The sequence below is a fragment of the Citrobacter sp. Cu096 genome (genome assembly GCF_030332285.1).
Lineage (GTDB): Bacteria > Pseudomonadota > Gammaproteobacteria > Enterobacterales > Enterobacteriaceae > Citrobacter > Citrobacter meridianamericanus.
Window position 1 is genome coordinate 332,592 of record NZ_JAOWID010000022.1, and the last position, 25,277, is coordinate 357,868.

The window sequence follows — 25,277 nt, forward strand, 5'->3', positions numbered from 1 at the left end:
CTTAGCCACTCTGGACTTTCTCTCATCCTCTTTTGCTTTCACTTTCCTATAGTCAGCACAAACGGAGACAGCCATGCACGCACGCTCAGCCAGCGAAACAGACCAACAATACCGGGCGCTACGCCCTCGGCTGCTGATGTGTATGGTAATTGGTTACGCCGCGTTTTATCTGACACGCAAAAGCGTCAACTACGTTCTCCCGGCGCTGCAAACGGACCTCGGTCTGGATAAAAGCGATATCGGCCTGTTGGGGTCGCTGTTTTACCTGACCTATGGCCTGTCGAAATTTACCGCCGGACTGTGGCACGACAGCCACGGACAGCGCGCATTTATGGGCATCGGCCTTTTCGCCACCGGCGTTTTGAATGTGCTGTTCGCCTTTGGTGAATCGCTAACGCTGCTGCTGGTGGTGTGGACACTAAACGGTTTTTTCCAGGGTTGGGGCTGGCCTCCCTGCGCCCGACTGCTGACTCACTGGTACTCGCGCAACGAACGCGGATTCTGGTGGGGCTGCTGGAATATGTCGATCAACATGGGTGGGGCAATTATCCCGCTGATAAGCGCCTTTGCCGCCCACTGGTGGGGCTGGCAGGCGGCGATGCTGGCACCGGGGATTATCAGCATGGCGTTAGGCATTTGGCTCACCCTGCAACTGAAAGGCACGCCCCGGGAAGAGGGATTACCAACGGTTGGAGAATGGCGACACGACCCGCTGGAACTGCGCCAGGAACAGCAAAGCCCGCCGATGGGACTGTGGCAAATGTTGCGCACCACCATGCTGAAGAACCCGATGATCTGGCTGCTCGGCGTGTCGTATGTGCTGGTCTATTTGATCCGTATTGCGCTTAATGACTGGGGCAATCTCTGGCTGACAGAAAGCCACGGCGTGAATCTGCTCAGCGCCAATGCCACGGTGATGCTGTTTGAGGTCGGCGGCTTGTTCGGCGCGCTGTTTGCCGGATGGGGATCAGATCTGCTGTTCAGCGGTCAGCGTGCGCCGATGATTTTGTTGTTCACGTTGGGGCTGATGGTCTCTGTCGCCGCGCTGTGGCTGGCACCGGTACACCACTACGCACTACTGGCAATGTGTTTCTTTACGGTGGGCTTTTTTGTGTTTGGCCCACAGATGTTGATTGGCCTCGCGGCGGTGGAGTGCGGACACAAGGCGGCGGCAGGTTCAATCACCGGTTTTCTCGGACTGTTCGCCTATCTGGGGGCCGCGCTTGCGGGTTGGCCGCTGTCGCTGGTCATAGAACACTACGGCTGGTCGGGAATGTTCAGTTTGCTCTCGGTCGCTGCTGTCTTTATGGGTTTATTGCTAATGCCGCTGCTCATTGCGGGTATTACCCCTTCTCTCAGTCAAAGGATAAAACAATGAAACTGACGCTTACCTCTACCCTGATTGCTTCCGCTCTGACGCTGGCGGCCTTCAGCAATGCCGCTCAGGCGCAGGGCCGTCTGGTGGTGTATTGCAGCGCCACTAACGAGATGTGCGAAACCGAAACCAAGGCCTTCGGTGAAAAATATGACGTGAAAACCTCATTCATTCGCAACGGCTCGGGCAGTACGCTGGCAAAAGTGGATGCCGAGAAGAAAAACCCGCAGGCGGATGTCTGGTACGGCGGGACGCTGGATCCGCAGTCCCAGGCCGGTGAAATGGGTCTGCTGCAGCCCTATAAATCCCCCAATCTCGAACAGATCATGGAGAAATTCCGCGATCCCGCGAAGGTGAAAGGCAACCTGTCCTCTGCGGTTTACGTCGGTATTCTGGGTTTTGGCGTCAATACCCAGCGCCTGAAAGAGAAAAATCTGCCGGTGCCAAAATGCTGGAAAGATCTGACCAAACCGGAATACAAAGGCGAAATCCAGATTGCTGACCCACAAAGCTCCGGTACCGCCTACACCGCGCTGGCGACTTTTGCCCAACTGTGGGGTGAAGATCAGGCCTTTGACTACCTGAAACAGCTCAACGCCAACGTCTCTCAATACACTAAATCAGGCATTGCCCCAGCGCGTAACGCCGCACGTGGCGAAACAGCGATTGGTATTGGCTTCCTGCACGACTACTCGCTGGAAAAAGAACAGGGCGCACCGCTGGAGCTAATTTCACCGTGCGAAGGTACTGGCTATGAGATCGGCGGCGTCAGCATTCTGAAAGGCGCGCGCAACCTCGATAACGCCAAACTTTTCGTTGACTGGGTACTGTCAAAAGATGCTCAGGAACTGGCGTGGAAGAAAGGCAAGTCCTATCAGATCCTGACCAACACCACCGCCGAGACGTCTCCTAACTCGCTGAAACTCGACGACCTGAAGCTTATCAATTACGACATGGATAAGTACGGCTCAACCGATGTCCGTAAAGCGTTGATCAATAAGTGGGTCAGCGAAGTGAAGATGGGTAAATAAACCTACATCGGCGATCATTTGCCGGGTGCGGCGTAAATACCGCATCCGGCCTGGAATACCGGAACCGCTATGTCACACACACTTGCACTCCATCCCGTGAAAAAACGGGATGCGATATTTCTTTGGGTTTTGCTTGGCTGGCTGGCGTTTGCCCTGTTACCAAGCTGGAGCCTGGACTACGGCCTGCTGGAGTCGACGCGCGAGGAAATACTCGCCGCCTACGGTTGGTCACAGTTCAATATCAGTTGGTTATGGTATCTGCTGCCGAGCCTGCTGCTGGTACGTCCGTTCCATGAGGCCAGGCGCGAACAGCGCGGCCGCCATTATCTTGACGCAGGCTGGGCATTCTTCTGTATGGCGTTTATCGTCGCCAGCGCGACTCTTGAGGGGCGCGGCTTAGGCTATGCCACCATTGTGCTGTTTGTGGCACTTGGCGCGATCATGACCCTGGCACTCACCCGTCTGGAATGGCTGGGCGGCGACCGTTTCGTCATCGGTTCGCTCACCGCGATTGTCGCGCTAATCGGTATTTTTATCGTCTGGCCGAGCATCGCTATTTTTATTCCGATGTTCACCAACGACGCCGGAGAATTTGCCCCGCTGGCATTTATGAATGTGCTGTCTCAGGCGCATATCATTCAGGTGATCCTCAACTCGATTATGCTGTCGATTGCCGTCGGCGTCGGCTGCACCTTCTTTGGCCTGGTGCTGGCTATCTACACTACCCGGATCGCCAAACGCAGCGCCATTATCGGACGAATTTTCTCGATTCTGCCGATCGTCACCCCGCCGTTTGTTGTGGGGTTAGGCGTCACGCTGATGATGGGGCGATCCGGTTACATCACCGAATTTATGGTCGAATGGTTTGGCTTAACCAACACCAACTGGCTGTACGGTTTTACCGGCATCTGGCTGGCGCAAGTACTGGCCTTCACGCCGATGGCATTTATGATCCTCGACGGGGCGATTAAAACCATTCATCCGTCGCTGGAAGAGGCCTCTTACACCCTGCGCGCCAGCCGCTGGCAGACCTTTAACGGCGTGTTTGTCCCGCTACTGAAACCAGCACTGGCCAACGCCTTTTTGATTGTGGTGGTGCAATCGCTGGCTGACTTCAGTAACCCGCTGGTGCTCGGCGGAAACTTCGACGTGCTGGCAACGCAAATCTACTTCTACATCACCGGTTCTCAGCTCGACTACCAGGCCGCCAGTACGCTGGGCGCATTCCTGCTGCTATTCTCACTGCTGGTGTTCTGCGTGCAGTACATGTGGATTGGTAAACGCTCGTACGTCACCGTTTCCGGTAAATCCTACCGGGGCGACGTACAGCCACTGCCGGTGACGCTGGTGTGGAGCGTGGTCGCGCTGCTGGCAGTGTGGATTGCCTTTAACGCCCTGTTGTACGGCAGCATTTTCTACGGCAGTTTCACCGTTAACTGGGGCGTGGACTACACGCTGACGCTGGCGAACTTTACCAAACTGTTCGGCCAGGGGATGAGCGACGGCGCGTGGCCTTCACTGCTCGACACCCTGCTCTACGCCGGGATTGCCGCGCCGATCACTGCTATCTTCGGCCTGCTGATCGCCTGGATTGTGGTGCGCCAGCAGTTTAAGGGCAAAAAGACCATCGAATTCACCACTATGTTGTGCTTTGCCGTTCCGGGCACCGTCGCGGGCGTGTCGTACATTCTGGCCTTTAACAGCGCCCCGGTGTACCTCACTGGTACGGCGGCGATTGTCATTATCTCGATGGTAATGCGTAACGTCCCGGTCGGTATTCGGGCAGGTATCGCGGGCTTAGGCCAGATCGATAAATCACTGGATGAAGCTTCGCTTAGCCTGCGCGCTGGCTCGTTGCGGACCATTACGCACATCCTGCTGCCGCTGCTGCGCCCGGCGATCCTCTCGGCGCTGATCTACAGCTTTGTGCGCGCCATTACTACCGTCAGCGCCATTGTGTTCCTCGTCACGCCGGATACCCGCGTAGCCACAGCCTATATCCTTAACCGCGTGGAAGACGGCGAATACGGCGTGGCGATTGCCTACGGTTCTATTCTGATCGTGGTGATGCTGGCGATTATTTTCATCTTTGACTGGCTGATCGGTGAATCACGAACCTCCCGTTCAAAAGCCAAAAACCAGGCGTAATGGAGCGCACTATGACTCAGAAAAATTTCGTTGAACTGCGCAACGTCACCAAACGATTTGACAGCAACACGGTTATCGACAATATCAATCTCACCATTCCGCAGGGACAAATGGTCACGCTGCTCGGCCCGTCCGGCTGTGGCAAAACCACCATTTTGCGCCTGGTCGCCGGGCTGGAAAAACCGAGCGAAGGACAGATTTTCATTGATGGCGAAGACGTCACCCATCGCTCAATTCAGCAGCGTGATATCTGTATGGTGTTTCAGTCTTATGCCCTGTTCCCGCATATGTCGCTGGGAGAGAACGTTGGTTATGGCCTGAAGATGCTCGGTGTGTCCCGCGCTGAGGTGAAATCCCGCGTCAAAGAGGCGCTGGCGATGGTCGATCTGGAGGGGTTCGAAGAACGCTATGTTGATCAGATCTCCGGCGGTCAGCAGCAGCGCGTGGCACTGGCGCGCGCACTGATCCTCAAACCGAAAGTGCTGCTGTTTGATGAACCGTTAAGTAACCTCGACGCCAACCTGCGTCGCAGCATGCGCGACAAGATCCGCGAACTGCAAAAGCAGTTTGATATCACCTCGTTGTACGTCACCCACGATCAAAGCGAAGCCTTTGCGGTTTCCGATACCGTGCTGGTGATGAACAAGGGACACATCATGCAGATCGGTTCACCGCAGGATCTCTATCGCCAGCCCGCCTCGCGCTTTATGGCAAGCTTTATGGGTGATGCCAACCTGTTCCCGGCCACCTTCAGTGACCAATACGTTGATATCTACGGCCATCACCTGCCGCGCCCGTTGCACTTTGGTACGCAAGGCGAAGGTATGGTCGGCGTGCGCCCGGAAGCGATCACGCTCAGCGATCGCGGCGAAGAGAGTCAGCGCTGCGTGATCCGCCACGTGGCCTATATGGGCCCCCAGTATGAAGTCACGGTGGAATGGCACGGGCAGGAGATCTTATTACAGGTCAACGCCACACGTCTGCAGCCGGACGTCGGCGAGCAGTATTATCTCGAAATCCATCCGTACGGCATGTTTGTTCTGGCGGATGCGGCATGATTTATGCCGGGTGGCGCTGCGCTTACCCGGCATTATTCTTAGCGCTGCGCGTTCAGCTCAGCAATATCTTTCGGCGTGGTGCGACAGCACCCGCCAATCAACCGGGCGCCAGCGGCCTGCCACTGCGGCAGATAATCCGCCAGCTGCGCACAATGCTCACCGTGATGATGCCAGGTTTTGCTCGCGGCATCGTAGTGCTCACCCGAGTTCGGATACACCACCAGCGGCAGCGTCGTTAAGCTGTGTAGATGCTGCAACGCGGCGGTGGTGTTTTCCAGCGCAATGCAGTTAATCCCTAACGCCACCACCTGCGGATAACCCGACAGCAGCGCGACTACGTCACGCAGCGGCGTACCGTCACTCAGGTGTTCGCTATCGCGCAGGGTAAACGAGAACCACGCCCGTGCGCGCGGATACGCTGTCAATAGCTCAGCCAGCACGCTAATTTCGGCAAAATTTGGCAGGGTTTCACAGGCTAACAGATCGGCCCCGGCATCCAGCAAGGCTTCCACGCGCGGGCGGTGAAACGCCTGAAACTCTTCAGCGCTACATTGGTAATCACCACGGTATTCAGAACCGTCCGCCAGATATGCGCCGTAAGGCCCGACGGATCCTGCTACCAGCAGCGTGCCTGCCTGCGGGTTCTCGGCCAGATACGCTTCACGGGCTTTACGCGCCAGCTCCACGCTTTTACCAATTAGCGCTTTCGACTGCGCTTCATCCAGACCACGGGCGGCAAACCCCGCCGGTGTCGCCTGATAGCTGGCGGTGATCGCACACTGCGCCCCCGCCCGGTAGTAATCGAGATGGACTTCGCGGATAAGCTCCGGATTTTCGACCAGCACTTTGGCTGACCACAGGCTATCGGCTAAGTTACAGCCACGCGCTTCCAGCTCCGTCGCCATCGCACCATCGAGCAGCAGGAAATCCTGTTTATCGAGGATGACGCTTAACGGATTATTCTGCGACATGTTCGGGCTCCTGTTTGGCTTTACGCGGTTGAGTAAGGAAATAAGCACCATAACACACCGCCACAAACGGTAACCCGCACCACAGCGCAATTCTCTGCGCTGGATCGAATGCCAGCCCGACACAAGCCACCAGACACAGCATAAATCCCAGTACCGGCACCAGTGGATACCACGGCGCGCGATAATGTAATTCACTCAATGCTTTACCCTGCTGCAGATGACGGCGGCGAAAGACGAAGTGCGAAGCGCAAATGCTCAGCCACACCGCCACCACTGCGAACCCGGAGATTGCCGACAGCGCGACAAATACCGTATCCGGGGCCACCACGCTGGAAAATAGCGCCAGTACGCCGCCAAGCATACTGACCGACAGCGCCGTCAGCGGCACGCCATTTTTCGTCACTCGGGCAAAACAGGCTGGCAGCGTGCGTTCATTCGATAGCGACCACAGCATGCGTCCGGAGGCATACAGCCCGGAGTTCGCCGCGGAAAGAATAGCCGTCAGGATCACGAAGTTAAAAATATCGGCGGCGTAAGGAATCCCCACCTTTTCAAACACCAGCACAAACGGGCTTTTCTCCACGCCCGCCTGCTGCATCGGGATCAGCGCCGCCAGCACAAACACGGTGCCGATAAAGAAAATAATCAGTCGCGCGATGGTAGTACGGATCGCCACCGGAATGACCTTGCGCGGGTTTTCTGTTTCTCCGGCGGCAATACCGATAAGCTCGGTTCCCGAAAAAGCAAAATTCACCGCCACCATCGTCATCAGGATCGGTAAGCCACCGTGTGGAAACCAGCCTTCCGCCGTGATATTACTTAGTCCAGGCGCGGGCGAGCCATCCTGCATCGGGATAAAACCAAAAATCGCCGCCCCGCCGAGAATAATAAAAGCGATGATGGTGACCACTTTCACCAGCGAGAACCAGAACTCCCCTTCGGCAAAAAAGCGCGTGGAGATGACGTTCAGACCAAAAATAATCGCGCAGAACACCACGCACCAGACCCATACAGGCACCTGTGGAAACCAGTATTGCATACAGAATCCGGCGGCGGTAAAACTCGAACCCAGCGCGACAGTCCAGGTCAGCCAGTAGAGCCACGCCACGGTATATCCTGTTGCGGGGCCGAGATAACGCGCAGCATAGACGTGAAACGCCCCGGTCTCCGGCATCGCGACCGACAGCTCGCCCAGACACTGCATAACCAACCAGACCACCAGCGCGCCAATCAGATAGGCCAGTAGCGTTCCCGCCGCCCCGGTGGTGGAGATGATGTACCCGGTATTGAAGAATAACCCTGTGCCAATCACGCCGCCTAAGGAGAGCATTATCAGGTGACGCGTTTTCATTGTGCGCTTCAGTGGCGCATTTTGTTGTGCTGTTTGCATATAACCTTCTAACCGTATGGACATCTAAACATCCAAAGAAGGTTTGTTATACCGCGTTTGTTAACAGAATGCAAAGTCAACCCTGCACCAGGCGCAGATGCCCGCGCCGGGCGCTTAAGATCGGGTGGGGATTAATAATCAAATACAAAAAGGGCCGCCAGCTCATAACGCCTCCGTTGCCAGGTTTTATGTAAACTCTGGCAACGTCCTCACCGACTGGCGTTCACCCGGAAGTGGGAACCGTATCTCCCTGCTCATACTACCGAATGAGCGCTTAAGCACCGCTGGCCGGGATCGGCATCTGCGATTTGCGGCTCATCAGAATAAATACCGCCAGCCCTGCCAGCAATATCCCCGGCGCAGAAGCCGCCATCACCCCCACCGTTCCGGTGCCGAGCGCTAACATTTTTCCTGCCAACAACGGACCACTCATCGCCCCCAGACGCCCGACGGCAACAGCGGTACCCACGCCGGTGGCGCGGATCTGCGTGTTGTAAAACAGCGGTGCCAGCGCATACAACACGCTTTGCCCGCCGGTGGCAAACATCCCCGCCACAAATCCGGCCATCAACATGCCGCTCAATGACGATACCGTGCCCAGCGCCAGCAGAGATGCCAGCATCCCGGTGTAGATCAGCAGCGACATAACCACCGGGCGCAGTTTGTCCATTAACGCCCCGAGGATTAAGGTGCCGCTGGCTGCGCCAATTTGCAGGGCAAACATCACGCCCGCCGCCTGCGAGGGCTCAAAACCCTGCCCGACCAACAGCATCGGCAGCCAGTTGATCAGCATATACACCACCAGGAGGGTGAAGAAATAGCATAGCCACAGCAACAGCGTGGCGGTGGCCGTCGCTGGCGCAAACAGGGCGCGCAGCGGTGCGGCGGCAACCTGCGTTTGTTGGGCGTAAACCTGTGATTCCGGCAGCCAGCGCATCAACAGCGGCACCAGCAGCAGCGGGATCGCCCCGCCGACCCAGAACACCGTTTGCCAGGCTGAAGCCAGGCCGCTAAACCCGAGCGCCGCCGCCAGCGCCGCGCCAATCGGCACGCCGCAGTACATCAGGCTTACCGCCGTACCGCGAAAACGCGGACCCGCCGCCTCGGAAGTCAGCGCAATCAGATTCGGCAACGCCGCGCCCAGCCCGACGCCGGTCATCAGACGTGCAAACACCAGCGATGAGAAATTCCAGGAAACCGCTGTTGCCAGCGAGAAAAGGCCGAACAGCGCCACGGAGGCAATAAGAATGCGTTTGCGACCATAGCGATCGGCCAGCATGCCGCCCACCAGCGCGCCGGGCAGCAGCCCGAGAATGCCCGCGCTGAAGATCCAGCCCATTTGCATTTTATCCAATGCAAACGCATGGGCGATACCGACAGCAGCGATCCCGGCGGCCTGTAAATCCAGTCCTTCCATCAGGGCGACTAAAAAACACAACCCGACGGTCAATGTCAGGCGGGATGAGGATGCGGGGGTACGAGTAGTCATAAGATGTACCTCTGAGGTCACGATGCAGGTGAATCGCGGCTGATACATTGCCAGCCGCGTAATCATTTTTATTTGCTGTTGCGCAGATCCAGCGCCACGTCGACGATCATATCTTCCTGGCCGCCTACCATCCGGCGTTTGCCCAGTTCAACCAGAATATCTACCGCACTCAGGCCATAACGCGCCGCCGCGACTTCACAATGGCGCAGGAAGCTGGAGTACACCCCGGCATAACCCAGCGCCAGCGTTTCGCGATCCACCCGCACCTGGCGGTCCTGCAACGGGCGTACCAGATCGTCGGCGGCGTCCATCAGCGCATACAGATCGGTCCCGTGCCGCCAGCCGAGCTTATCCGCCGCGGCGATAAACACTTCCAGCGGTGCGTTGCCTGCGCCTGCACCCATACCGGCCAGGCTGGCATCGATACGGTCACACCCCTCTTCCACCGCGGCAATCGAGTTCGCCACGCCGAGGCTCAGGTTGTGGTGGGCGTGCATCCCGGTTTCCGTCTCCGGTTTCAGCACCGCTTTCAGGGCGCGGAAGCGGGCGCGAATATCGCTCATGTTCATCGCCCCGCCGGAATCGACCACATAGATACAAGTTGCACCATAACCTTCCATCAGTTTCGCCTGCTGCGCGAGGTTTTCCGGCGTGGTCATATGGCTCATCATCAGAAAGCCGACGGTATCCATACCCAGTTCACGCGCATACTGAATATGCTGGGCCGACACATCCGCTTCGGTGCAGTGGGTCGCCACACGCACGACGCGCGCCCCAGCCTGATACGCATTTTTCAGGTCATGAATCGTGCCGATGCCCGGCAGCAGCAGCGTGGCGATCTTAGCGTGCTTCACCACGTCCGCTGCCGCTTCAATCCACTCCAGATCGCTGTGCGCGCCAAAGCCGTAGTTAAAGCTGGAACCTTGTAAGCCGTCTCCGTGTGCCACCTCAATGGAATCGACCCGCGCGTCGTCCAGCGCTTTGGCAATCTGGCGCACGTTTTCCAGCGAATACTGGTGACGAATAGCGTGCATGCCGTCGCGCAGGGTCACGTCAGAGATATAGAGTTTTTTACCGTTCATGCTGCTTCTCCTGCCTTGCGTACCAATGACTGCGCCATCTTCTCAGCGGTCGCCAGCGCGCTGGAGGTCATAATATCGAGATTGCCCGCGTAGGCTGGCAGATAGTGCGCCGCGCCTTCCACTTCCAGATACACCGCTGTTTTCAGCCCGGAGAACTGACCGATGCCCGGCAGATTGACCGGTTTATCCTGCGGGATGACTTCAAATTGCACGCGCTGTTTAAGCCGATAGCCCGGCACGTACGCCTGTACCGCCGCCGCCATCTCATTAATAGACGCTTCAACTTCAAGCTGGGAAGCCGCTTCGCTCAGCACATACACCGTGTCGCGCATCATCAGCGGCGGCTCGGCCGGGTTAAGGACGATAATCGCTTTACCTTTTGCCGCGCCGCCAACCACTTCAATCGCCTTCGAGGTGGTTTCAGTAAACTCATCGATATTAGCGCGCGTGCCTGGACCCGCAGATTTACTGGCGATCGAGGCGATAATTTCGGCGTAATGGACTTTTGCCACGCGAGAAACTGCCGCCACCATCGGGATAGTCGCCTGCCCGCCGCAGGTCACCATATTGACGTTCTGTTGGTCAACGTTAGCGTCCAGATTCACCACCGGGACGCAGTACGGACCGATCGCCGCAGGCGTCAGGTCGATCAGGCGGATCCCCGGTTTTACGGCGCGCAGCGCGGCGTCGTTTTTCACATGCGCACCCGCACTGGTGGCATCAAACACGATGTCGATATCGGCAAATTCCGGCATGGCGATAAGTCCCGTAACCCCTTCATGGGTGGTAGCAACGCCCATACGTCTGGCACGCGCCAGACCATCGGATTGCGGGTCGATACCGACCATCACCGCCATTTCAAGCTGTTTCCCGTGACGCAGAATTTTAATCATCAAATCGGTGCCGATGTTACCGGAGCCGATAATGGCCACTTTACGCTTACTCATGACTGACTTCCTTTTGTAACCGCCGCTGAAAAGGTGGCGGCGACTGAACCAATACCCTCGATATGGGCTTCAAAACGATCGCCCGCATTCACCGCTACCATCGGACCTAAGGCCCCAGTGAGAATAATGTCTCCGGCGCGCAGCGGCTCGCCGAGGCTGGCCATTTTGCGCGCCAGCCAGACGGCGGCGTTGATCGGATGTCCCAGACATTCGCTGCCGCGCCCGCTGGAGACCTCTTCGTTATTGCGCGTCATTTTCATCGTGCAATTTTTCAGCTCTAACCCTGCCGGACGCTGTGCCGGACCACCGACCACATACACGCCACAGGAGGCGTTATCCGCCACGGTATCAACAAACTTGATTGACCAGTCGCGGATACGGCTGCCGACCACTTCCAGCGCGGGCAGTACCCACTCAATGGCGTTGTACAGCTCGTCAAAGGTAGTGTCGGCATTGGGCAAATCGCGGTTCAGCACCAGCGCGATTTCCGCTTCAATTCGCGGTTGCAGCACGCGCTCAAACGCAATGGTGTCGTTATCGCCGTAGCACATGTCGGCAAACAGCGTGCCGAAATCCGGCTGATCGACCCCCAGTTGCTGCTGCACTTTCGGGTGCGTCAGCCCTACTTTGCGCCCCACCACGCGACGCCCACGTGCCACGTCGTACTGTACGTTGATGCGCTGAATAGCGTAGGCCGCTTCGCCGTTGTCCACGCCGATCAGTTCACGCAGCGGAGCAATCGCTTCCCCTTTTTCCTCAGCCTGACGTAAATCGGCGGCTAACTGCTCAAGATTAAGATTGGTCATGTCCGTTCCTTAAGGGCGTGCGAGGAAATTCAGCACCAGCTGGTTAAAGGCATCCGCATGTTCCCACTGCGCCCAGTGTCCGCAGTCGCGGTAGATGTGCAGCTCAGAACCCGCAATTCCGGAGAGCAAGCGCAGTCCGGCGTCCATCGGTACGAAGCGGTCATTGCGTCCCCAGACAATCAGGGTCTGGGCTTTAATTTCCCCCAGGCGTGGGCCGAAGTCCGGGAACTGTTTCGGGTTGGCTTCGAGGCTTTTCACAAAGTTTTCCAGGTGATCGCGGCGCGACAGCATATTGTTCAGACGCGCTTCAAACAGCGCCTCAGTGAGATCGCTGGTATCGAAGACAAAGATCTCCATCATTAGCTTCAGGTTCTCGATGGTCGGCTCGCGGTACAGCTGATTCAGCCGCTTGATACCTTCGGTCGGCATCGGGGTAAACAGACTCATGCCGCCCGTTCCGCCGCCCATCAGCACCAGTTTGCCCACGCGCTCCGGCCAGCTCAGGGTAAACGCCACAGCACTGTGACCGCCCATCGAATTACCCAGCAGGTGGACTGTTTGAATATCCAATTGATCGACCACGCTTTTCAGGATGCGAGCGTTGAGATCGGATCGCGAACCGCGGTTAACGATCCCATCGCTTTTACCCCAGCCAGGACAGTCCAGCAGGATCACCCGGTATCCGGCCTGCACCAACGGATCGATATTGCGACTGAAGTTCGCCCAGCCGGTCGCCCCCGGACCGGAGCCGTGCAGCAGCACAACGGTTTCTTCTCCCTGTCCACAGTCATTGAAATGCACGCGTAGGGTTTCGCCTGCTTCCTGCACCTCCAGGAAACGACTGGTCGCGGCTTCGGTTTGCGGTTGGTAAGTCATGGTTTTCTCCTGCATATTCAGTTCTGTTTCAGTTCTTTGTGGTGGCGCTCAGGGAGCCGAATCCGGCGATCCACTCCGGGATCGGGCGGTAATAACGGCCTTCGCTGCGCCAGTTGCCAAAGGCAGAAATAGCGGCGAAGGCGGCAACCCAGGTTTTTACTTCGTGCGTTGATTTGCCCGCCATCGCAGACAACTCTTCGTTACTGACCGCGTCCAGCTCCTGCAAACGCCCCTGTTCAAGCAGGGTCATAAAGCGGTTATCCCAGACAGGGTTCAGCGGGTGCAGCGTGTTTTGATCGGCCACGAACTTCTCGGCGGCGCTAATCACCCGCTGCTGGCGCAGCTCGCGCTCGTTTTCGGGCAGCTGCTTACCGCTGCCGAGCAGACGGTCGCGCATATGAGCATCGGCCTTCGCCAGCTCCGGTACCGGCGGCTGATGTGACAGCCCGCCGGAGCCTAAAAACAGTACGCGTTTATTCAATGAGCTGGCGAAACGGCCAATCGCTTCCCCGAGCATGCGGGTACGCTGAAAGCCCGGCAGCGGCGTGGCGACGCCGTTAATAAACACTGGCAGCACAGGGACCTTATCCAGCCCCCCGAGCAAGAACTCCAGCGGCTGGGCGAAACCATGATCGACTTGCATGTTGTAGGACACGGCGAGATCGATGCCGCTTTTCATCACCGCGTGAGCGCAAGCTTCAGCGAGATCTGTCGGCACTGGCAGTTCCCCCGCCGCGCTGCCGAAATCGCCGATCGCCGTGGCTCCCACACCTAAACAGAACGGCGGCATCACATCGTAAAAAAAACCGTTGTAGTGATCGGGGGCAAACAGCACTACCAGTTCAGGGTCAAACGCCGCGATACGCGCCCGGGCGTTGGCGATCACGCCGTTAACCTCGTCGAGCACGGCCTGAGCCGGGTCGACGTAACCCACCAGCGGCGAGTGGGAGAGACAGTGAAGATAAGCATGCATATCAGGCTACCTTTTCAACGGGAATGTCGGCGCTTACTCGGGTGAGGGTCATCACCGACGCCAGTTTATTCAGGGTACTGCCCAGGGTTTGCGGAATAGCGGTAGCAGCGACGAAACGGTCCGGGCGCATAATCACCAGCGAGGCGTTATGTTGGGCAAACCACGCGCGCAGGCGGTTTTGCGTATCGCCAAGGCGGGTCACGCCGTCATAGTTATCCTGCTCGGTGCTGATTTGCGTGTCGGGTACCACCTGGATAAACCGCGTGCCCAGCGCCTGCCACTGTTGGATCTGCGCCTCGCTCATGCCCCATAGCGGGTTACACCCCCAACCGATCACAGCGAAATTCGGTCCGATGACATTGTCGAGCAGCGTCACGTCGCCAGTTTCCAGCGTCACCTTCGGCTGGATAAACATCTTGCCGACCGGAGAAGTTTTCGCGTCGCCCTCACGCACCAGCGCCCCGGAGTGGTATTGCGGCATCGGTTTAAAACGCATCTCAAGGAAGTAGCGTTTGACCGGCGGAATGTAGTTCAGCAGCAAGGAAACCCCGTCGCGCACAGCACCGTGCCAGCGTTTCGGCGGCGCCAGTACGTTGCCTGCGGTCACGGAGAGATCGATCATCGCTTTGGCGTGGTCGCGACGTTCCTGCTGGTAGGTATCCAGCAGCGCATCACCGGCTTTGCCCTTAATCACCAGCGCCAGTTTCCACGCCAGATTAAAAGCATCGCGCATGCCGCTGTTGTACCCCTGCCCCTGCCAGACCGGCATAATGTGCGCTGCATCGCCCGCCAGCAGCACGCGGTCAACGCGAAAACGTTCGGCCAGACGGGCGTTATGGGTGTACACACGCTGGCGGATCAGTTCGACGTTGTCCGGGTTCGGCAATACTTTGCTCAGCAACTGGCGCATATTTTGCGGCTCACTGAGCTGTGCTTCGGTTTCTCCCGGCATCACCATAAATTCAAAGCGGCGCACCGCATGCGGCAGCGCGGCGGAGACATACGGGCGCACTGGATCGCAGCACAGATACACATGCGGCGTGCTGAGCGGATCGTTGGCGATATCCACCACAATCCACTGATTTGGAGCGGTTTTGCCTTCAAATGGCACATTCAGCGACCGTCTGACGTTACTGGCCCCGCCGTCGCAGGCCACCAGCCACTGGGCTTTCACCGTTTCGCGCTGGCCGTCCGGCGCTTTCAGATTCAGCGTTACTTCCCCGTTCTGTTGGCTGAAGGCTTCCAGTTCACGGGAAAACAGGCAGCGCACGTTGGGAAAACGCGACAGCCCTTCCAGCATCACTGCATCCACCTGCGGCTGAATAAACGCGTTGCGCCGCGACCAGCCAAATTCGTCGGTCATCGGCTGGATATCAGCAAAGCAGCGGCCTTTCGGGGTGAGGAAACGCATCGCGTGCCACGGAGTGGTATGCGGCAGCACGTTTTCGACCAGACCGACGGACTGCATGGTGCGCAGCGCTTCATCGTCAATCCCGATAGCACGGGGATAGTCGATAAGCGTGTCGAGCTTCTCCACCACCAGCACTTCAATGCCCATCTGGCCAAGATAGTTCGCCATCATCAGCCCTACCGGACCGGCTCCGGCAATCGCGACCTGAACGGTGTGTTGCACTGCGGGTTGGATATCAGGGTTTATTGTTGTCATTTCAGAACCTCACGACTCGGTCAAAACGCAATTACTACCCCAGGTGAGGTGCAATTGCGTTTTGTTAAAAAGATGTAAATTATTTTTTATTGTGCGGTCAGTATAGAAGTGAGTTTTTGCGCTACAATCAAAACATGCCTGGATGTGCACCAGGTGCACAACGTTGTTTTACCTTTAGATTTGTCAACGAATATGAAAAATGATGACAACACCGAATACAAAACCGTGCGCGGGCTAACGCGCGGATTAATGTTATTAAATATGTTAAATCGACTCGATGGCGGGGCCAGTGTTGGCCTGCTGGCTGAGCTGAGCGGCCTGCACCGCACCACGGTCAGGCGGCTGCTGGAAACGTTGCAGGATGAAGGTTACGTCCGACGCAGCTTGTCCGATGACAGCTTTCGCTTAACCATTAAAGTCCGCCAGCTTAGCGAGGGATTTCGTGACGAGCAGTGGATTTCTGCGCTGGCCGCCCCGCTGCTGGGAGATTTACTACGCGAGGTGATCTGGCCGACCGACGTTTCCACGCTGGATGTGGACGCCATGGTGGTGCGTGAAACCACCCACCGCTTCAGCCGCCTGTCGTTTCACCGGGCGATGGTCGGGCGTCGACTGCCGCTGCTGAAAACCGCCTCCGGCCTGACCTGGCTGGCATTTAGCCCGGAAAATGAACGTCAGGAACTGATTGAAATGCTGGCCTCACGACCGGGAGAAGAGTTCCAGTTGGCGCGAGAACCCTTAAAGCTCGACGCCATATTGGCTCGTGCGCGAAAAGACGGTTTTGGTCAGAACTATCGCGGCTGGGATCAGGAGGAGAAAATTGCCTCTATCGCCGTTCCCATCCGCAGCGAACAGCGGGTCATCGGCTGCCTGAATCTGGTGTATATGGCCAGCGCCATGACCATCGAACAGGCTGCGGAAAAGCATCTTCCAGCCTTACAAAAGGTGGCGAAACAGATAGAGGACGGCGTCGAGTCACAGGAGATTTTGGTTGCCGGGAGGTGAAGTTGATCACAGTTATGCAGATAATCTGATTGAGCGCTGGAATAACTCACTCACCGACCGATATATCACTGTGGCGTCTTCCCCGCAATATATCTTCATTACATAGTGTGCTTACGTTTTTTGCCAGGAGGTTGAATGTTAAAGATTATTGCCGAATGATTTCATCAAACTTGAGTATATTGAAACCGGTCTTGCTTTGTATCGTGAGCAAATATCGACCACCAGGAAAGAACCGCGCTGTATTGCTTACAACCTTTATATTGATGAAAAAGATCCGGGCCATGTTATTTTTATAGAAGAATGGCCAGAGCACGCGGCTCTCGATGGCATTTATTACAGAAGGCTTAAATTACTGAGTTGACTATTTGATGCAAAAAAACCGAAACCCGCTCAGAAAGAGCAGCGTTTCGGCATTCATTCACTCTGAAGGGCTTCAGACTTTAAGCAGTTTCACCGTCTCGTCGATATCGATTTCATCTTCCGAGAAGATCAGCGTCGTGCCCTGGAAGGTGGTGATGGCCAGCTTTTTCAGCGTGCGCATTTCGCCAGGCTTGACGTCTGATTTCGGTCGGATGCTGTTCATCAGCACGCCAACAGACAGTACCGCGTTCTCTTTATCGATACGGGTCTCGGCAGGAACGTCTTCGCTGTAGACCAGGTATGATTTGATAGAGGTAAGCTTCAGGCGCTCACCTGCAATATAGATGTATTTGCTGTCCGGAATGACTTTCACCGCATAGGCAGACAGGCCTTTGTTGTTGGTGGTGGGTTCAAAGGTCACCGCCGCGTCTTTTTTGATCAGCTCAGGATTCGCAACCTTAATCACATGAAAATAGCGGTTATCGCCGTTTTCATCTTTGATAAATCCAAAGCCTTTATCTTTAAACCACGTTGTGATTGTTCCGTTCATTGCTGTTTCCGCCTGATTAAACCTATTACTTGTAGAGTATACCTACTCAATTTGCGCGCAGTGTAAAACACAGGCCACACCTTTGGCTACTCGTTACCCCAACGATTGAGAAACTCCGCGATATCATCGATGCGCTGCGCGTCGACGCCGGCCAAGGTTGCCATCTCCTGCTGTGCTTCTTCGCTGATCTCTTCGTTGTTCATTAGACGGGTGATCAACTGCTGGAAGTAGTGCGCCAGCGCGTCGCGTTCAGCGTCGCTCACCGGCTTTGCCGCTTCGGTCGCGTACTCGTCAGCGATATCATAATATTTTAGCGCTATGTCGTTGTTCATCAGGTACTCCGGGGTGAATGCGTGGGCCAGCAGGTTCCTGCCGTGTCTGATGTGAATGATAGCATTCTTATTTCGTGGTTCGCGATCTGTTTCCTGTCTGTGATGCGTAGCAGATATCAACACTATTTTCCGGAGTCGCTTCGAATTTAATAAATCTTCCTTTTATTAAAATAACTGCATTTTTATTCAGACTCTGATAATACCTGCAGAATAAATAATGCAGAAAAAAGGAAGATAGATGTTTATTAATTTAGGCAATGAGACGGAGATTAAACGCAGTAAATAACATTTACTGCAGGCTGAATGCAATTGGCCCAATCTCATCGCTAGTCGCCCATTTGCCCACATTCATCTTCTGGACAACACTCTACGATGACACCACAGACCCAACACGTGGAGTAAACACCATGAACATTACGCAAATCCGTAACGCTACGCAGCGCATCATCTTCGGCGGTAAAACTTTTCTGATTGATCCGATGCTGGCGAAGAAAGGGGCTTATCCAGGCTTTGCCGGAACGGCGCGCGCCGAGATCCGCAACCCGACCGTGGAATTGCCTGTCGATATCGACACGCTGCTCAACGTTGATGCGCTGATCGTCACCCATCTGCATGAAGACCACTGGGATGAAGCTGCGGCTCGCATCGTCCCGAAAGATAAACCGATCTATGTGCAAAATGAGCAGGACGCACAGGTGTTGCGGGGTCAGGGGTTCACACAACTGACCGTCCTGATGCAGAACACCGTGATCGGCGATATCACCCTGCGTAAAACCGGCGGCCAGCACGGCTCAGATCGCGCCTACGCTATCCCACAAATGGCGGAGCGTCTGGGTGATGCCTGTGGGGTTATATTCCAGCATCCGGCAGAAAAAACGCTGTATCTGGTCGGTGACACCATCTGGCGCGATGAGGTGGAAACTAACATGCGGACATTCCAGCCAGACGTGGTTATTTTGAATGCAGGTTTTGCCCACGTTATCGGGTTTGGCCCAATTATTATGGGCGCGGAAGATGTGCTGAAAACCCACTTCAAGCTACCCGAAGCACACATTGTGGCGACCCATATGGAGGCGATTAACCACTGTCTGCTGACCCGAGAGGTGCTGAAAGAGTACGCCCGCGACAACCAGATTGCGCAATTCATTAACGTGCCGGAAGATGGCGAAACCCTGACGTTCTAACATCCACAGAGGAATCGTATGCAGCCGCTCAACGTCGCCATTGTTGCCGTGGAAGATTTCAGCCCGTTTCACTTCTCGGTGCCGTGCATTATTTTCAGTGACAAAGTGGCAACGAAAAAGCGTTTCGAGGTGCAACTGTGCGCCGAAAAACCGGGCATCATTTCCTCGCAGGATGGCTTCTCAATTACTGCCGCTTACGGCTATGGAGCGGTAGAGGCCGCCGACATCGTGGTGATCCCCTGGTGGAGCACCACCGCACATCGTCCACCACAAAGCTTGCTGGATGCGCTCAACCGCGCACGACAAAACGGCGCACAGATTGTCGGGCTATGTCTGGGAGCGTTTGTCCTTGGATATGCCGGCCTGCTGGATGGAAAACGGGCGGCTACGCACTGGGAGTTCGAGCAGGATTTTCAGGCGCGCTTCCCGGCGGCCCGTCTGGATATCAACGCCCTGTACGTGGATGACGACGGAATTATTACCTCGGCAGGCACCGCTGCGGCGCTGGATTGCTGTCTGTATGTCATCCGTCAGCGTTTTGGCAGCACGGTGGCGAATCAGATTGCCCGACGGATGATCGTGCCACCGCACCGCGAGGGCGGTCAGGCGCAGTTTATCGAACAACCGGTAGCGAAAAATACCCAGGATCAACGCATCAACGCCTTGCTCGACTATTTGCGCCAGCATCTCCACGAACCGCATAATCTCGACGAGCTGGCACAGCGGGTGATGATGAGTCGCCGCACCCTGACCCGCCACTTTATGAAGGCCACCGGGTCGAGCGTAGCCGACTGGTTGATTACCGAGCGTCTTCGGCGTAGCCAGACGTTGCTGGAATCCAGCCCATTACCCGTTGAGCGCATCGCCGAACAAGTTGGTTTCCAGTCGCCCGTCACCTGGCGCCAGCATTTTAAATCCCACTTTGGCGTTAGCCCGGCAGAATGGCGTAAAACCTTTCGCGGCGACTAGCTTCTTTTTTGCGCCAACCAGATGGTATGCCCGGCGCAGTGCGGATCTTCCATCACCATCTCGACCACCGTAAAGCCGTGTGCTGACAGCAATGCGCGGTATTCATCCGGCGCGAGGCTGGCGTGAAACAGCGGTTCGCCCTCAAATTCCCCCATCGCAATGCCGTTTTCCGTACCACTGGTAAACATCAGCGCGCTGCCAGGATGGCTGAGCTGGTCAAAAATCGGGAATATCTTTTGCTGATCCGGTTGGGTTAAATGGAAAAAGCTGTCCCAGGCGATCAGTCCGTCGAATGTCTCGTTAAGCGCCAACTCGCGCATATCCTGCTCCAGCCAGCGCTGTGCGGGGAAAGAGTGCCGCGCCCGCGCCAGCATTTCCGGGGAACCATCAACGCCCGTCAGCTGAAAGCCTTGCTGGATAAAATAATCCGCAATCGGCTGACCATTGCCGCAGCCAATATCCACAATGCAGCCCTGCCCGCCCATTACGGTAATGAACTTGTCCAGCCAGCTTTTCTCAAACAAGGCGCGAGAGCGCTGGCTGGCAAAAGCCTCCGCATGGCGTCGGTAGATGGACAGAATATTATTTGCCGCAGAGTCGCTCACGATGTCCTCACTTTTTATTCCGTTCAGCATCACGACGATAAATCCTCCAGCACACAATCCGCAACCCTGGAATGCACCTCGCATAACCCATGCGTAAATACCCCAAAACCTTCCCGCTGTGGCATCATAGCGCGCAGATAACGTCATGACAGGGGTGATAAACGTGAAACCGGTAACGCTATACGATGTGGCAGACCATGCAGGTGTCTCTTACCAGACCGTCTCTCGCGTCGTGAATCAGGCCAGCCACGTTTCCGCAAAAACCCGACAGAAAGTTGAGGCCGCGATGGCGGAGCTCAATTACATCCCCAACCGCGTCGCACAGCAGTTGGCAGGTAAACAGACGCCGCTAATTGGCGTCGTGACGGCGAACCTTGCCCTGCATGCCCCCTCGCAAATCGTAGCCGCCATAAAATCCCGCGCCGACCAGTCCGGTGCCAGCGTGGTGATCGCCATGGTCGAGCGTAGCGGCGTTGAGGCATGTAAAGCCGCCGTCCACAACCTGCTTTCTCAACGCGTAACTGGGCTTATCATCAACTATCCGCTGGATGAAGAAGATGCCATTGCCGTGGCCACCGCCTGCGGTACGGTGCCGGTACTGTTTCTCGATGTCTCTGACCAGACACCGATTAACAGCGTGATTTTCTCCCATGACGACGGCGCACGCCTCGGCGTTGAACATCTGGTACAGCATGGACATCAGCGGATTGCTCTGCTGAGCGGGCCGCATACTTCAGTGTCGGCAAGGCTTCGCCATACGGGGTGGCATAAATATCTGGCGCACTACCAGCTAAAACCCGTCGCGGAGCTGGAAGGCGACTGGAGCGCGATGTCCGGTTTTCAGCAAACGCTGCATATGCTTAATGACGGCAACCTCCCCACCGCCATGCTGGTCGCTAATGATCAAATGGCGCTAGGCGCGATGCGAGCAATCAGCGAGTTCGGTCTGCGGGTGGCGGTGGATATCTCGGTGATAGGCTACGATGACACCGAAGACAGCGCCTGCTACATTCCACCGCTGACTACCATCAGGCAGGATTTTCCGTTATTGGGTGAAACCAGCGTCGACAGGCTGCTGCAACTTCCCCGTGGTGAATCAACCGTTGGCAATCAATTACTGCCCGTCACCCTGGTTAAGCGCCAAACAGTTCTGCCACCCGATACACAGACCGCCTCGCCCCAGGCGCTGGCCGATTCACTGATCCAGCTTGCGCGGCAAGTTTCTCAGCTCACACCAAAATTGTGAACGCGTAACAATTGTGTGAGTCAGTTCACTCATTGAACGCCCCATCCTTTACAGTTGGGATCGCTTATCCGTATTTTGATTGAAATTGTGAGCGAATAACAAATTCAAACAGGATACCGTTATGAACCTGAACACAGATTCACTCTCCGCTGTTCTGAAACGTCGCGACTGGGAAAATCCCGGCGTTACGCAGCTCAACCGCCTGGAGGCGCACCCACCGTTCTGTAGCTGGCGTTCAGCAGATGACGCGCGTACTAATCAGCACTCGACTCAGTTACACTCGCTGAATGGCCAGTGGCAATTTGCCTGGTTTCCCGCGCCAGAGGCAGTGCCGGAAAGCTGGCTGACAAGCGATCTGCCTCAGGCTGACATTATCAACGTCCCCTCTAACTGGCAGATGGACGGCTACGACGCCCCAATTTATACCAATGTCACCTATCCGATTCCGGTTACCCCCCCGTACGTTCCGGCACAGAACCCGACAGGATGTTACTCGCTCACATTCAATATTGACGATGCATGGTTAGATGAGGGTCAGACGCGCATTATTTTTGACGGCGTGAACTCCGCATTTCATTTGTGGTGCAACGGCCGCTGGGTGGGATACGGACAGGACAGCCGCCTGCCATCTGAATTCGATCTTAGCGATTATCTGCTGCACGGCGAAAACCGTCTGGCAGTGATGGTGCTGCGCTGGAGCGACGGCAGCTATCTGGAAGACCAGGATATGTGGCGCATGAGCGGTATTTTTCGCGACGTATCTTTACTACATAAGCCTACAACGCAAATTCGCGACCTGCGCATTAATACCCGTTTTAACGACGACTTCAGCCGCGCTGCGCTGACAGTGGAAGTCAGAGTGGCGGGCAACGCGAGCGAAGATTTACGCGTAGCCCTTCAATTGTGGGAGGGAGAAACGCTCACAGCCGAAACGACTTCTCCACTCGGCAGCGAGATTATTGATGAACGCGGTGCTTATCATGACCGGGTTACCCTGCGTCTGAACGTCGAACACCCGGCGCTGTGGAGTGCCGAAACACCCAATCTGTACCGTGCCGTTGTGCAGTTACGCACCGCGGACGGAGCGCTGATTGAAGCGGAAGCCTGTGACGTCGGCTTTCGTCAGGTTTGCATTGAAAACGGACTGCTGTTACTCAATGGTAAGCCACTGTTGATTCGCGGCACCAACCGTCATGAGCACCATCCGGTCAATGGTCAGGTGATGGACGAAGCAACGATGGTGCAGGATATTCTGTTGATGAAGCAGAACAACTTTAACGCCGTGCGCTGCTCGCATTACCCGAACCATCCGTTATGGTACACGCTGTGCGATCGCTACGGGCTGTACGTGGTGGACGAAGCCAACATTGAAACCCATGGCATGGTGCCGATGAATCGCCTCACCGACGATCCCGCGTGGTTGCCAGCCATGAGCCAGCGCGTTACGCGCATGGTACAGCGCGATCGCAACCATCCGAGCATTATCATCTGGTCTCTGGGCAATGAATCCGGTCATGGGGTCAATCACGACGCGCTCTACCGCTGGATAAAATCAGAAGACCCGTCACGCCCGGTACAATATGAAGGCGGCGGCGCAAATACTACGGCGACTGACATCATTTGCCCGATGTATGCCCGCGTCGATCAGGATCAGCCCTTCCCCGCCGTACCCAAATGGTCGATTAAAAAGTGGCTGTCGATGCCCGGCGAGCAACGTCCACTGATCCTTTGCGAATACGCCCACGCCATGGGCAACAGTTTTGGCGGCTTCGCCAAATACTGGCAAGCGTTCCGTCAATATCCGCGCCTGCAAGGCGGCTTTGTCTGGGACTGGGTGGATCAGTCGCTGATTAAATATGATGAAAACGGCAAGGCATGGTCCGCCTACGGTGGTGATTTTGGCGACACACCTAACGATCGTCAGTTTTGCATGAACGGACTGGTGTTCGCCGATCGCACCCCACACCCGGCGTTATATGAGGCCAAACATGAACAGCAGTTTTTCCAGTTCACGTTACTGCCGGGCGCTGAACGCCAGATTGAAGTGACCAGCGAATATCTGTTCCGCCGCAGCGATAACGAAGTTCTGCACTGGTCGATCGCCCAGGATGGCAACCCGCTAGCCGCCGGAGAAATCGTTCTGGATATCGCTCCACAGGGTCGCCAGGTGATTACCCTGCCAGATGTCACGATGCCGAAAACCGCAGGTCAGGTGTGGCTGACGGTACGCGTAGAACAACCTCAGGCAACTGCGTGGTCAGACGCCGGGCACATCAGCGCCTGGCAGCAATGGAAGCTTCAAGAGAAACTCAGCCTGCCGCAACTGCCAACTGCCCACATCGCGCCACAGCTTAACGCTAGCGAAAACGTCTTTACTGTTGAGAGCGGCAACAAGCGCTGGCAATTCGACCGTCAGTCTGGCCTGCTGGCACAGTACTGGATTGGCGATACAGCCCAACTGTTAACTCCGCTAACCGACCAGTTCATCCGTGCCCCACTGGACAACGACATCGGCGTGAGCGAGTCAACCCGCATCGACCCTAACGCCTGGGTCGAACGCTGGAAGTCTGCCGGTCATTATCAGGTCGAGGCAACGTTACTGCACTGTGCAGCCGACACGCTGAGCAATGCGGTTCTGATTACCACCGAACATGCGTGGCAGTATCAGGGTGAAACGCTGTTCATCAGCCGAAAAAGCTACCGTATTGACGGCAAGGGTGAAATGCAGATAACGGTGGATGTCAACGTCGCCAGCGACACGCCGCATCCGGCCCGTATCGGTCTGAGCTGCCAGTTGACGCAGGTCGCTGAGCGGGTGAACTGGTTAGGTCTTGGCCCGCATGAGAACTACCCGGACAGGCTGAGCGCCGCCTGTTTCGACCGTTGGGATTTATCGCTCGATGAAATGTACACGCCGTATGTTTTTCCAAGTGAAAACGGTCTGCGCTGCGGCACGCGAGAACTGCACTACGGCGCGCACCAGTGGCGCGGAGACTTCCTGTTCAACATCAGCCGCTTTAGCCAGCAGCAATTGATGGAAACCAGCCACCGCCATCTGCTGCAACCGGAAGCGGGTAGCTGGCTCAATATTGATGGCTTCCATATGGGCGTCGGTGGCGATGATTCGTGGAGTCCTTCGGTATCACCGGAATTTCTACTGAGCGCAGGGCGTTACCACTACCAGGTTATCTGGGGTTAAACATAATAAAGGGTA

Annotated in this window: 21 protein-coding genes and 1 pseudogene; 10 read left to right on the top strand and 12 right to left on the bottom strand. The window is 56.2% G+C overall.

Annotated features, from left to right (window positions below; translation table 11 throughout):
• Nucleotides 1-73 precede the first annotated feature (73 nt).
• The 4 genes from uhpC (at nt 74) to fbpC (ending at nt 5,612) form a co-directional block, all read left to right on the top strand.
• Nucleotides 74-1,378, top strand: coding sequence for an MFS transporter family glucose-6-phosphate receptor UhpC (gene uhpC / locus OGX99_RS08285; RefSeq protein ID WP_151224833.1), 1,305 nt, complete (start codon nt 74-76; stop codon nt 1,376-1,378).
• Nucleotides 1,375-2,406 carry an ABC transporter substrate-binding protein gene (locus OGX99_RS08290; protein ID WP_003021397.1) on the top strand — a complete coding sequence of 344 codons (1,032 nt, stop codon included), beginning with the start codon at nt 1,375-1,377 and terminating at the stop codon, nt 2,404-2,406. Before uhpC ends, OGX99_RS08290 begins: the two co-directional genes overlap by 4 nt.
• Before the next feature lie 69 nt (nt 2,407-2,475).
• Nucleotides 2,476-4,554, top strand: a complete 2,079-nt coding sequence (locus tag OGX99_RS08295) for an ABC transporter permease (RefSeq protein WP_151218575.1) — start codon at nt 2,476-2,478, stop codon at nt 4,552-4,554.
• 11 nt (nt 4,555-4,565) lie between these two features.
• Nucleotides 4,566-5,612 carry a ferric ABC transporter ATP-binding protein gene (gene fbpC, locus OGX99_RS08300; protein ID WP_286543164.1) on the top strand — a complete coding sequence of 349 codons (1,047 nt, stop codon included), beginning with the start codon at nt 4,566-4,568 and terminating at the stop codon, nt 5,610-5,612.
• Nucleotides 5,613-5,650: 38 nt separating this feature from the next.
• On the opposite strand, the gene mmuM is transcribed toward fbpC, so the two are convergent.
• The 9 genes from mmuM to OGX99_RS08345 all read right to left on the bottom strand — a co-directional run bounded on the left by mmuM (nt 5,651) and on the right by OGX99_RS08345 (nt 15,812).
• The gene (gene mmuM / locus OGX99_RS08305; RefSeq protein ID WP_286543166.1) at nt 5,651-6,583 is read right to left on the bottom strand and encodes a homocysteine S-methyltransferase; all 933 of its coding nucleotides are present in this window, start codon (nt 6,581-6,583) and stop codon (nt 5,651-5,653) included.
• Complete coding sequence (gene mmuP, locus OGX99_RS08310) at nt 6,570-7,973, bottom strand: S-methylmethionine permease (protein ID WP_151218572.1); 1,404 nt, start codon at nt 7,971-7,973, stop codon at nt 6,570-6,572. Before mmuP ends, mmuM begins: the two co-directional genes overlap by 14 nt.
• 274 nt (nt 7,974-8,247) lie before the next feature.
• Nucleotides 8,248-9,462 (bottom strand): 3-(3-hydroxy-phenyl)propionate transporter MhpT, encoded by a 1,215-nt coding sequence (mhpT, locus tag OGX99_RS08315; RefSeq protein WP_151218571.1) that lies wholly within the window; start codon nt 9,460-9,462, stop codon nt 8,248-8,250.
• 68 nt (nt 9,463-9,530) lie between these two features.
• The gene (mhpE, locus tag OGX99_RS08320; protein ID WP_286543168.1) at nt 9,531-10,544 is read right to left on the bottom strand and encodes a 4-hydroxy-2-oxovalerate aldolase; all 1,014 of its coding nucleotides are present in this window, start codon (nt 10,542-10,544) and stop codon (nt 9,531-9,533) included.
• Nucleotides 10,541-11,491 (bottom strand): acetaldehyde dehydrogenase, encoded by a 951-nt coding sequence (mhpF, locus tag OGX99_RS08325; protein WP_151218569.1) that lies wholly within the window; start codon nt 11,489-11,491, stop codon nt 10,541-10,543. The genes mhpE and mhpF overlap by 4 nt, the downstream gene beginning before the upstream one ends.
• Nucleotides 11,488-12,297: a 2-keto-4-pentenoate hydratase gene (mhpD, locus tag OGX99_RS08330; protein ID WP_252837917.1), complete on the bottom strand. Its 810-nt coding sequence runs from the start codon at nt 12,295-12,297 to the stop codon at nt 11,488-11,490. Before mhpD ends, mhpF begins: the two co-directional genes overlap by 4 nt.
• Before the next feature lie 9 nt (nt 12,298-12,306).
• Entirely contained in the window at nt 12,307-13,173 is an 867-nt protein-coding gene (gene mhpC / locus OGX99_RS08335) for a 2-hydroxy-6-oxonona-2,4-dienedioate hydrolase (RefSeq protein ID WP_151224829.1), read from the bottom strand.
• Between the two features lie 28 nt (nt 13,174-13,201).
• Complete coding sequence (gene mhpB / locus OGX99_RS08340; protein WP_151218566.1) at nt 13,202-14,146, bottom strand: 2,3-dihydroxyphenylpropionate/2,3-dihydroxicinnamic acid 1,2-dioxygenase; 945 nt, start codon at nt 14,144-14,146, stop codon at nt 13,202-13,204.
• Nucleotide 14,147: 1 nt separating this feature from the next.
• Entirely contained in the window at nt 14,148-15,812 is a 1,665-nt protein-coding gene (locus OGX99_RS08345; RefSeq protein ID WP_210904698.1) for a bifunctional 3-(3-hydroxy-phenyl)propionate/3-hydroxycinnamic acid hydroxylase, read from the bottom strand.
• A gap of 192 nt (nt 15,813-16,004) precedes the next feature.
• Between OGX99_RS08345 and OGX99_RS08350 the strand changes: the two genes are divergently transcribed.
• On the top strand, nt 16,005-16,817 hold the full coding sequence (locus OGX99_RS08350) for a DNA-binding transcriptional regulator (protein ID WP_219608506.1): 813 nt from the start codon (nt 16,005-16,007) through the stop codon (nt 16,815-16,817).
• Nucleotides 16,818-16,952: 135 nt separating this feature from the next.
• Nucleotides 16,953-17,142, top strand: a pseudogene (locus tag OGX99_RS08355) (putative quinol monooxygenase); the annotation flags it as partial.
• 108 nt (nt 17,143-17,250) lie between these two features.
• Here the strand turns inward: OGX99_RS08355 and OGX99_RS08360 are convergent.
• Both OGX99_RS08360 and OGX99_RS08365 read right to left on the bottom strand, forming a co-directional pair.
• Nucleotides 17,251-17,727: a cold-shock protein gene (locus OGX99_RS08360; RefSeq protein WP_187252951.1), complete on the bottom strand. Its 477-nt coding sequence runs from the start codon at nt 17,725-17,727 to the stop codon at nt 17,251-17,253.
• An 86-nt stretch (nt 17,728-17,813) separates the two neighbouring features.
• Entirely contained in the window at nt 17,814-18,059 is a 246-nt protein-coding gene (locus OGX99_RS08365) for a DUF2543 family protein (protein ID WP_151218563.1), read from the bottom strand.
• Nucleotides 18,060-18,466: 407 nt separating this feature from the next.
• Between OGX99_RS08365 and OGX99_RS08370 the strand changes: the two genes are divergently transcribed.
• Both OGX99_RS08370 and OGX99_RS08375 read left to right on the top strand, forming a co-directional pair.
• Nucleotides 18,467-19,243: an MBL fold metallo-hydrolase gene (locus OGX99_RS08370; RefSeq protein WP_286543171.1), complete on the top strand. Its 777-nt coding sequence runs from the start codon at nt 18,467-18,469 to the stop codon at nt 19,241-19,243.
• An 18-nt stretch (nt 19,244-19,261) separates the two neighbouring features.
• Nucleotides 19,262-20,212: a GlxA family transcriptional regulator gene (locus tag OGX99_RS08375; protein ID WP_151218772.1), complete on the top strand. Its 951-nt coding sequence runs from the start codon at nt 19,262-19,264 to the stop codon at nt 20,210-20,212.
• Here OGX99_RS08375 and OGX99_RS08380 read toward each other — a convergent pair.
• Complete coding sequence (locus OGX99_RS08380) at nt 20,209-20,817, bottom strand: class I SAM-dependent DNA methyltransferase (protein ID WP_370608157.1); 609 nt, start codon at nt 20,815-20,817, stop codon at nt 20,209-20,211. The genes OGX99_RS08375 and OGX99_RS08380 overlap by 4 nt on opposite strands.
• A gap of 163 nt (nt 20,818-20,980) precedes the next feature.
• On the opposite strand from OGX99_RS08380, the gene OGX99_RS08385 reads away from it, so the two are divergent.
• The gene (locus tag OGX99_RS08385; RefSeq protein ID WP_187253034.1) at nt 20,981-22,063 is read left to right on the top strand and encodes a LacI family DNA-binding transcriptional regulator; all 1,083 of its coding nucleotides are present in this window, start codon (nt 20,981-20,983) and stop codon (nt 22,061-22,063) included.
• 121 nt (nt 22,064-22,184) lie between these two features.
• Nucleotides 22,185-25,262 (top strand): beta-galactosidase, encoded by a 3,078-nt coding sequence (locus OGX99_RS08390; protein WP_252837914.1) that lies wholly within the window; start codon nt 22,185-22,187, stop codon nt 25,260-25,262.
• The last annotated feature ends 15 nt before the right edge of the window (nt 25,263-25,277 follow it).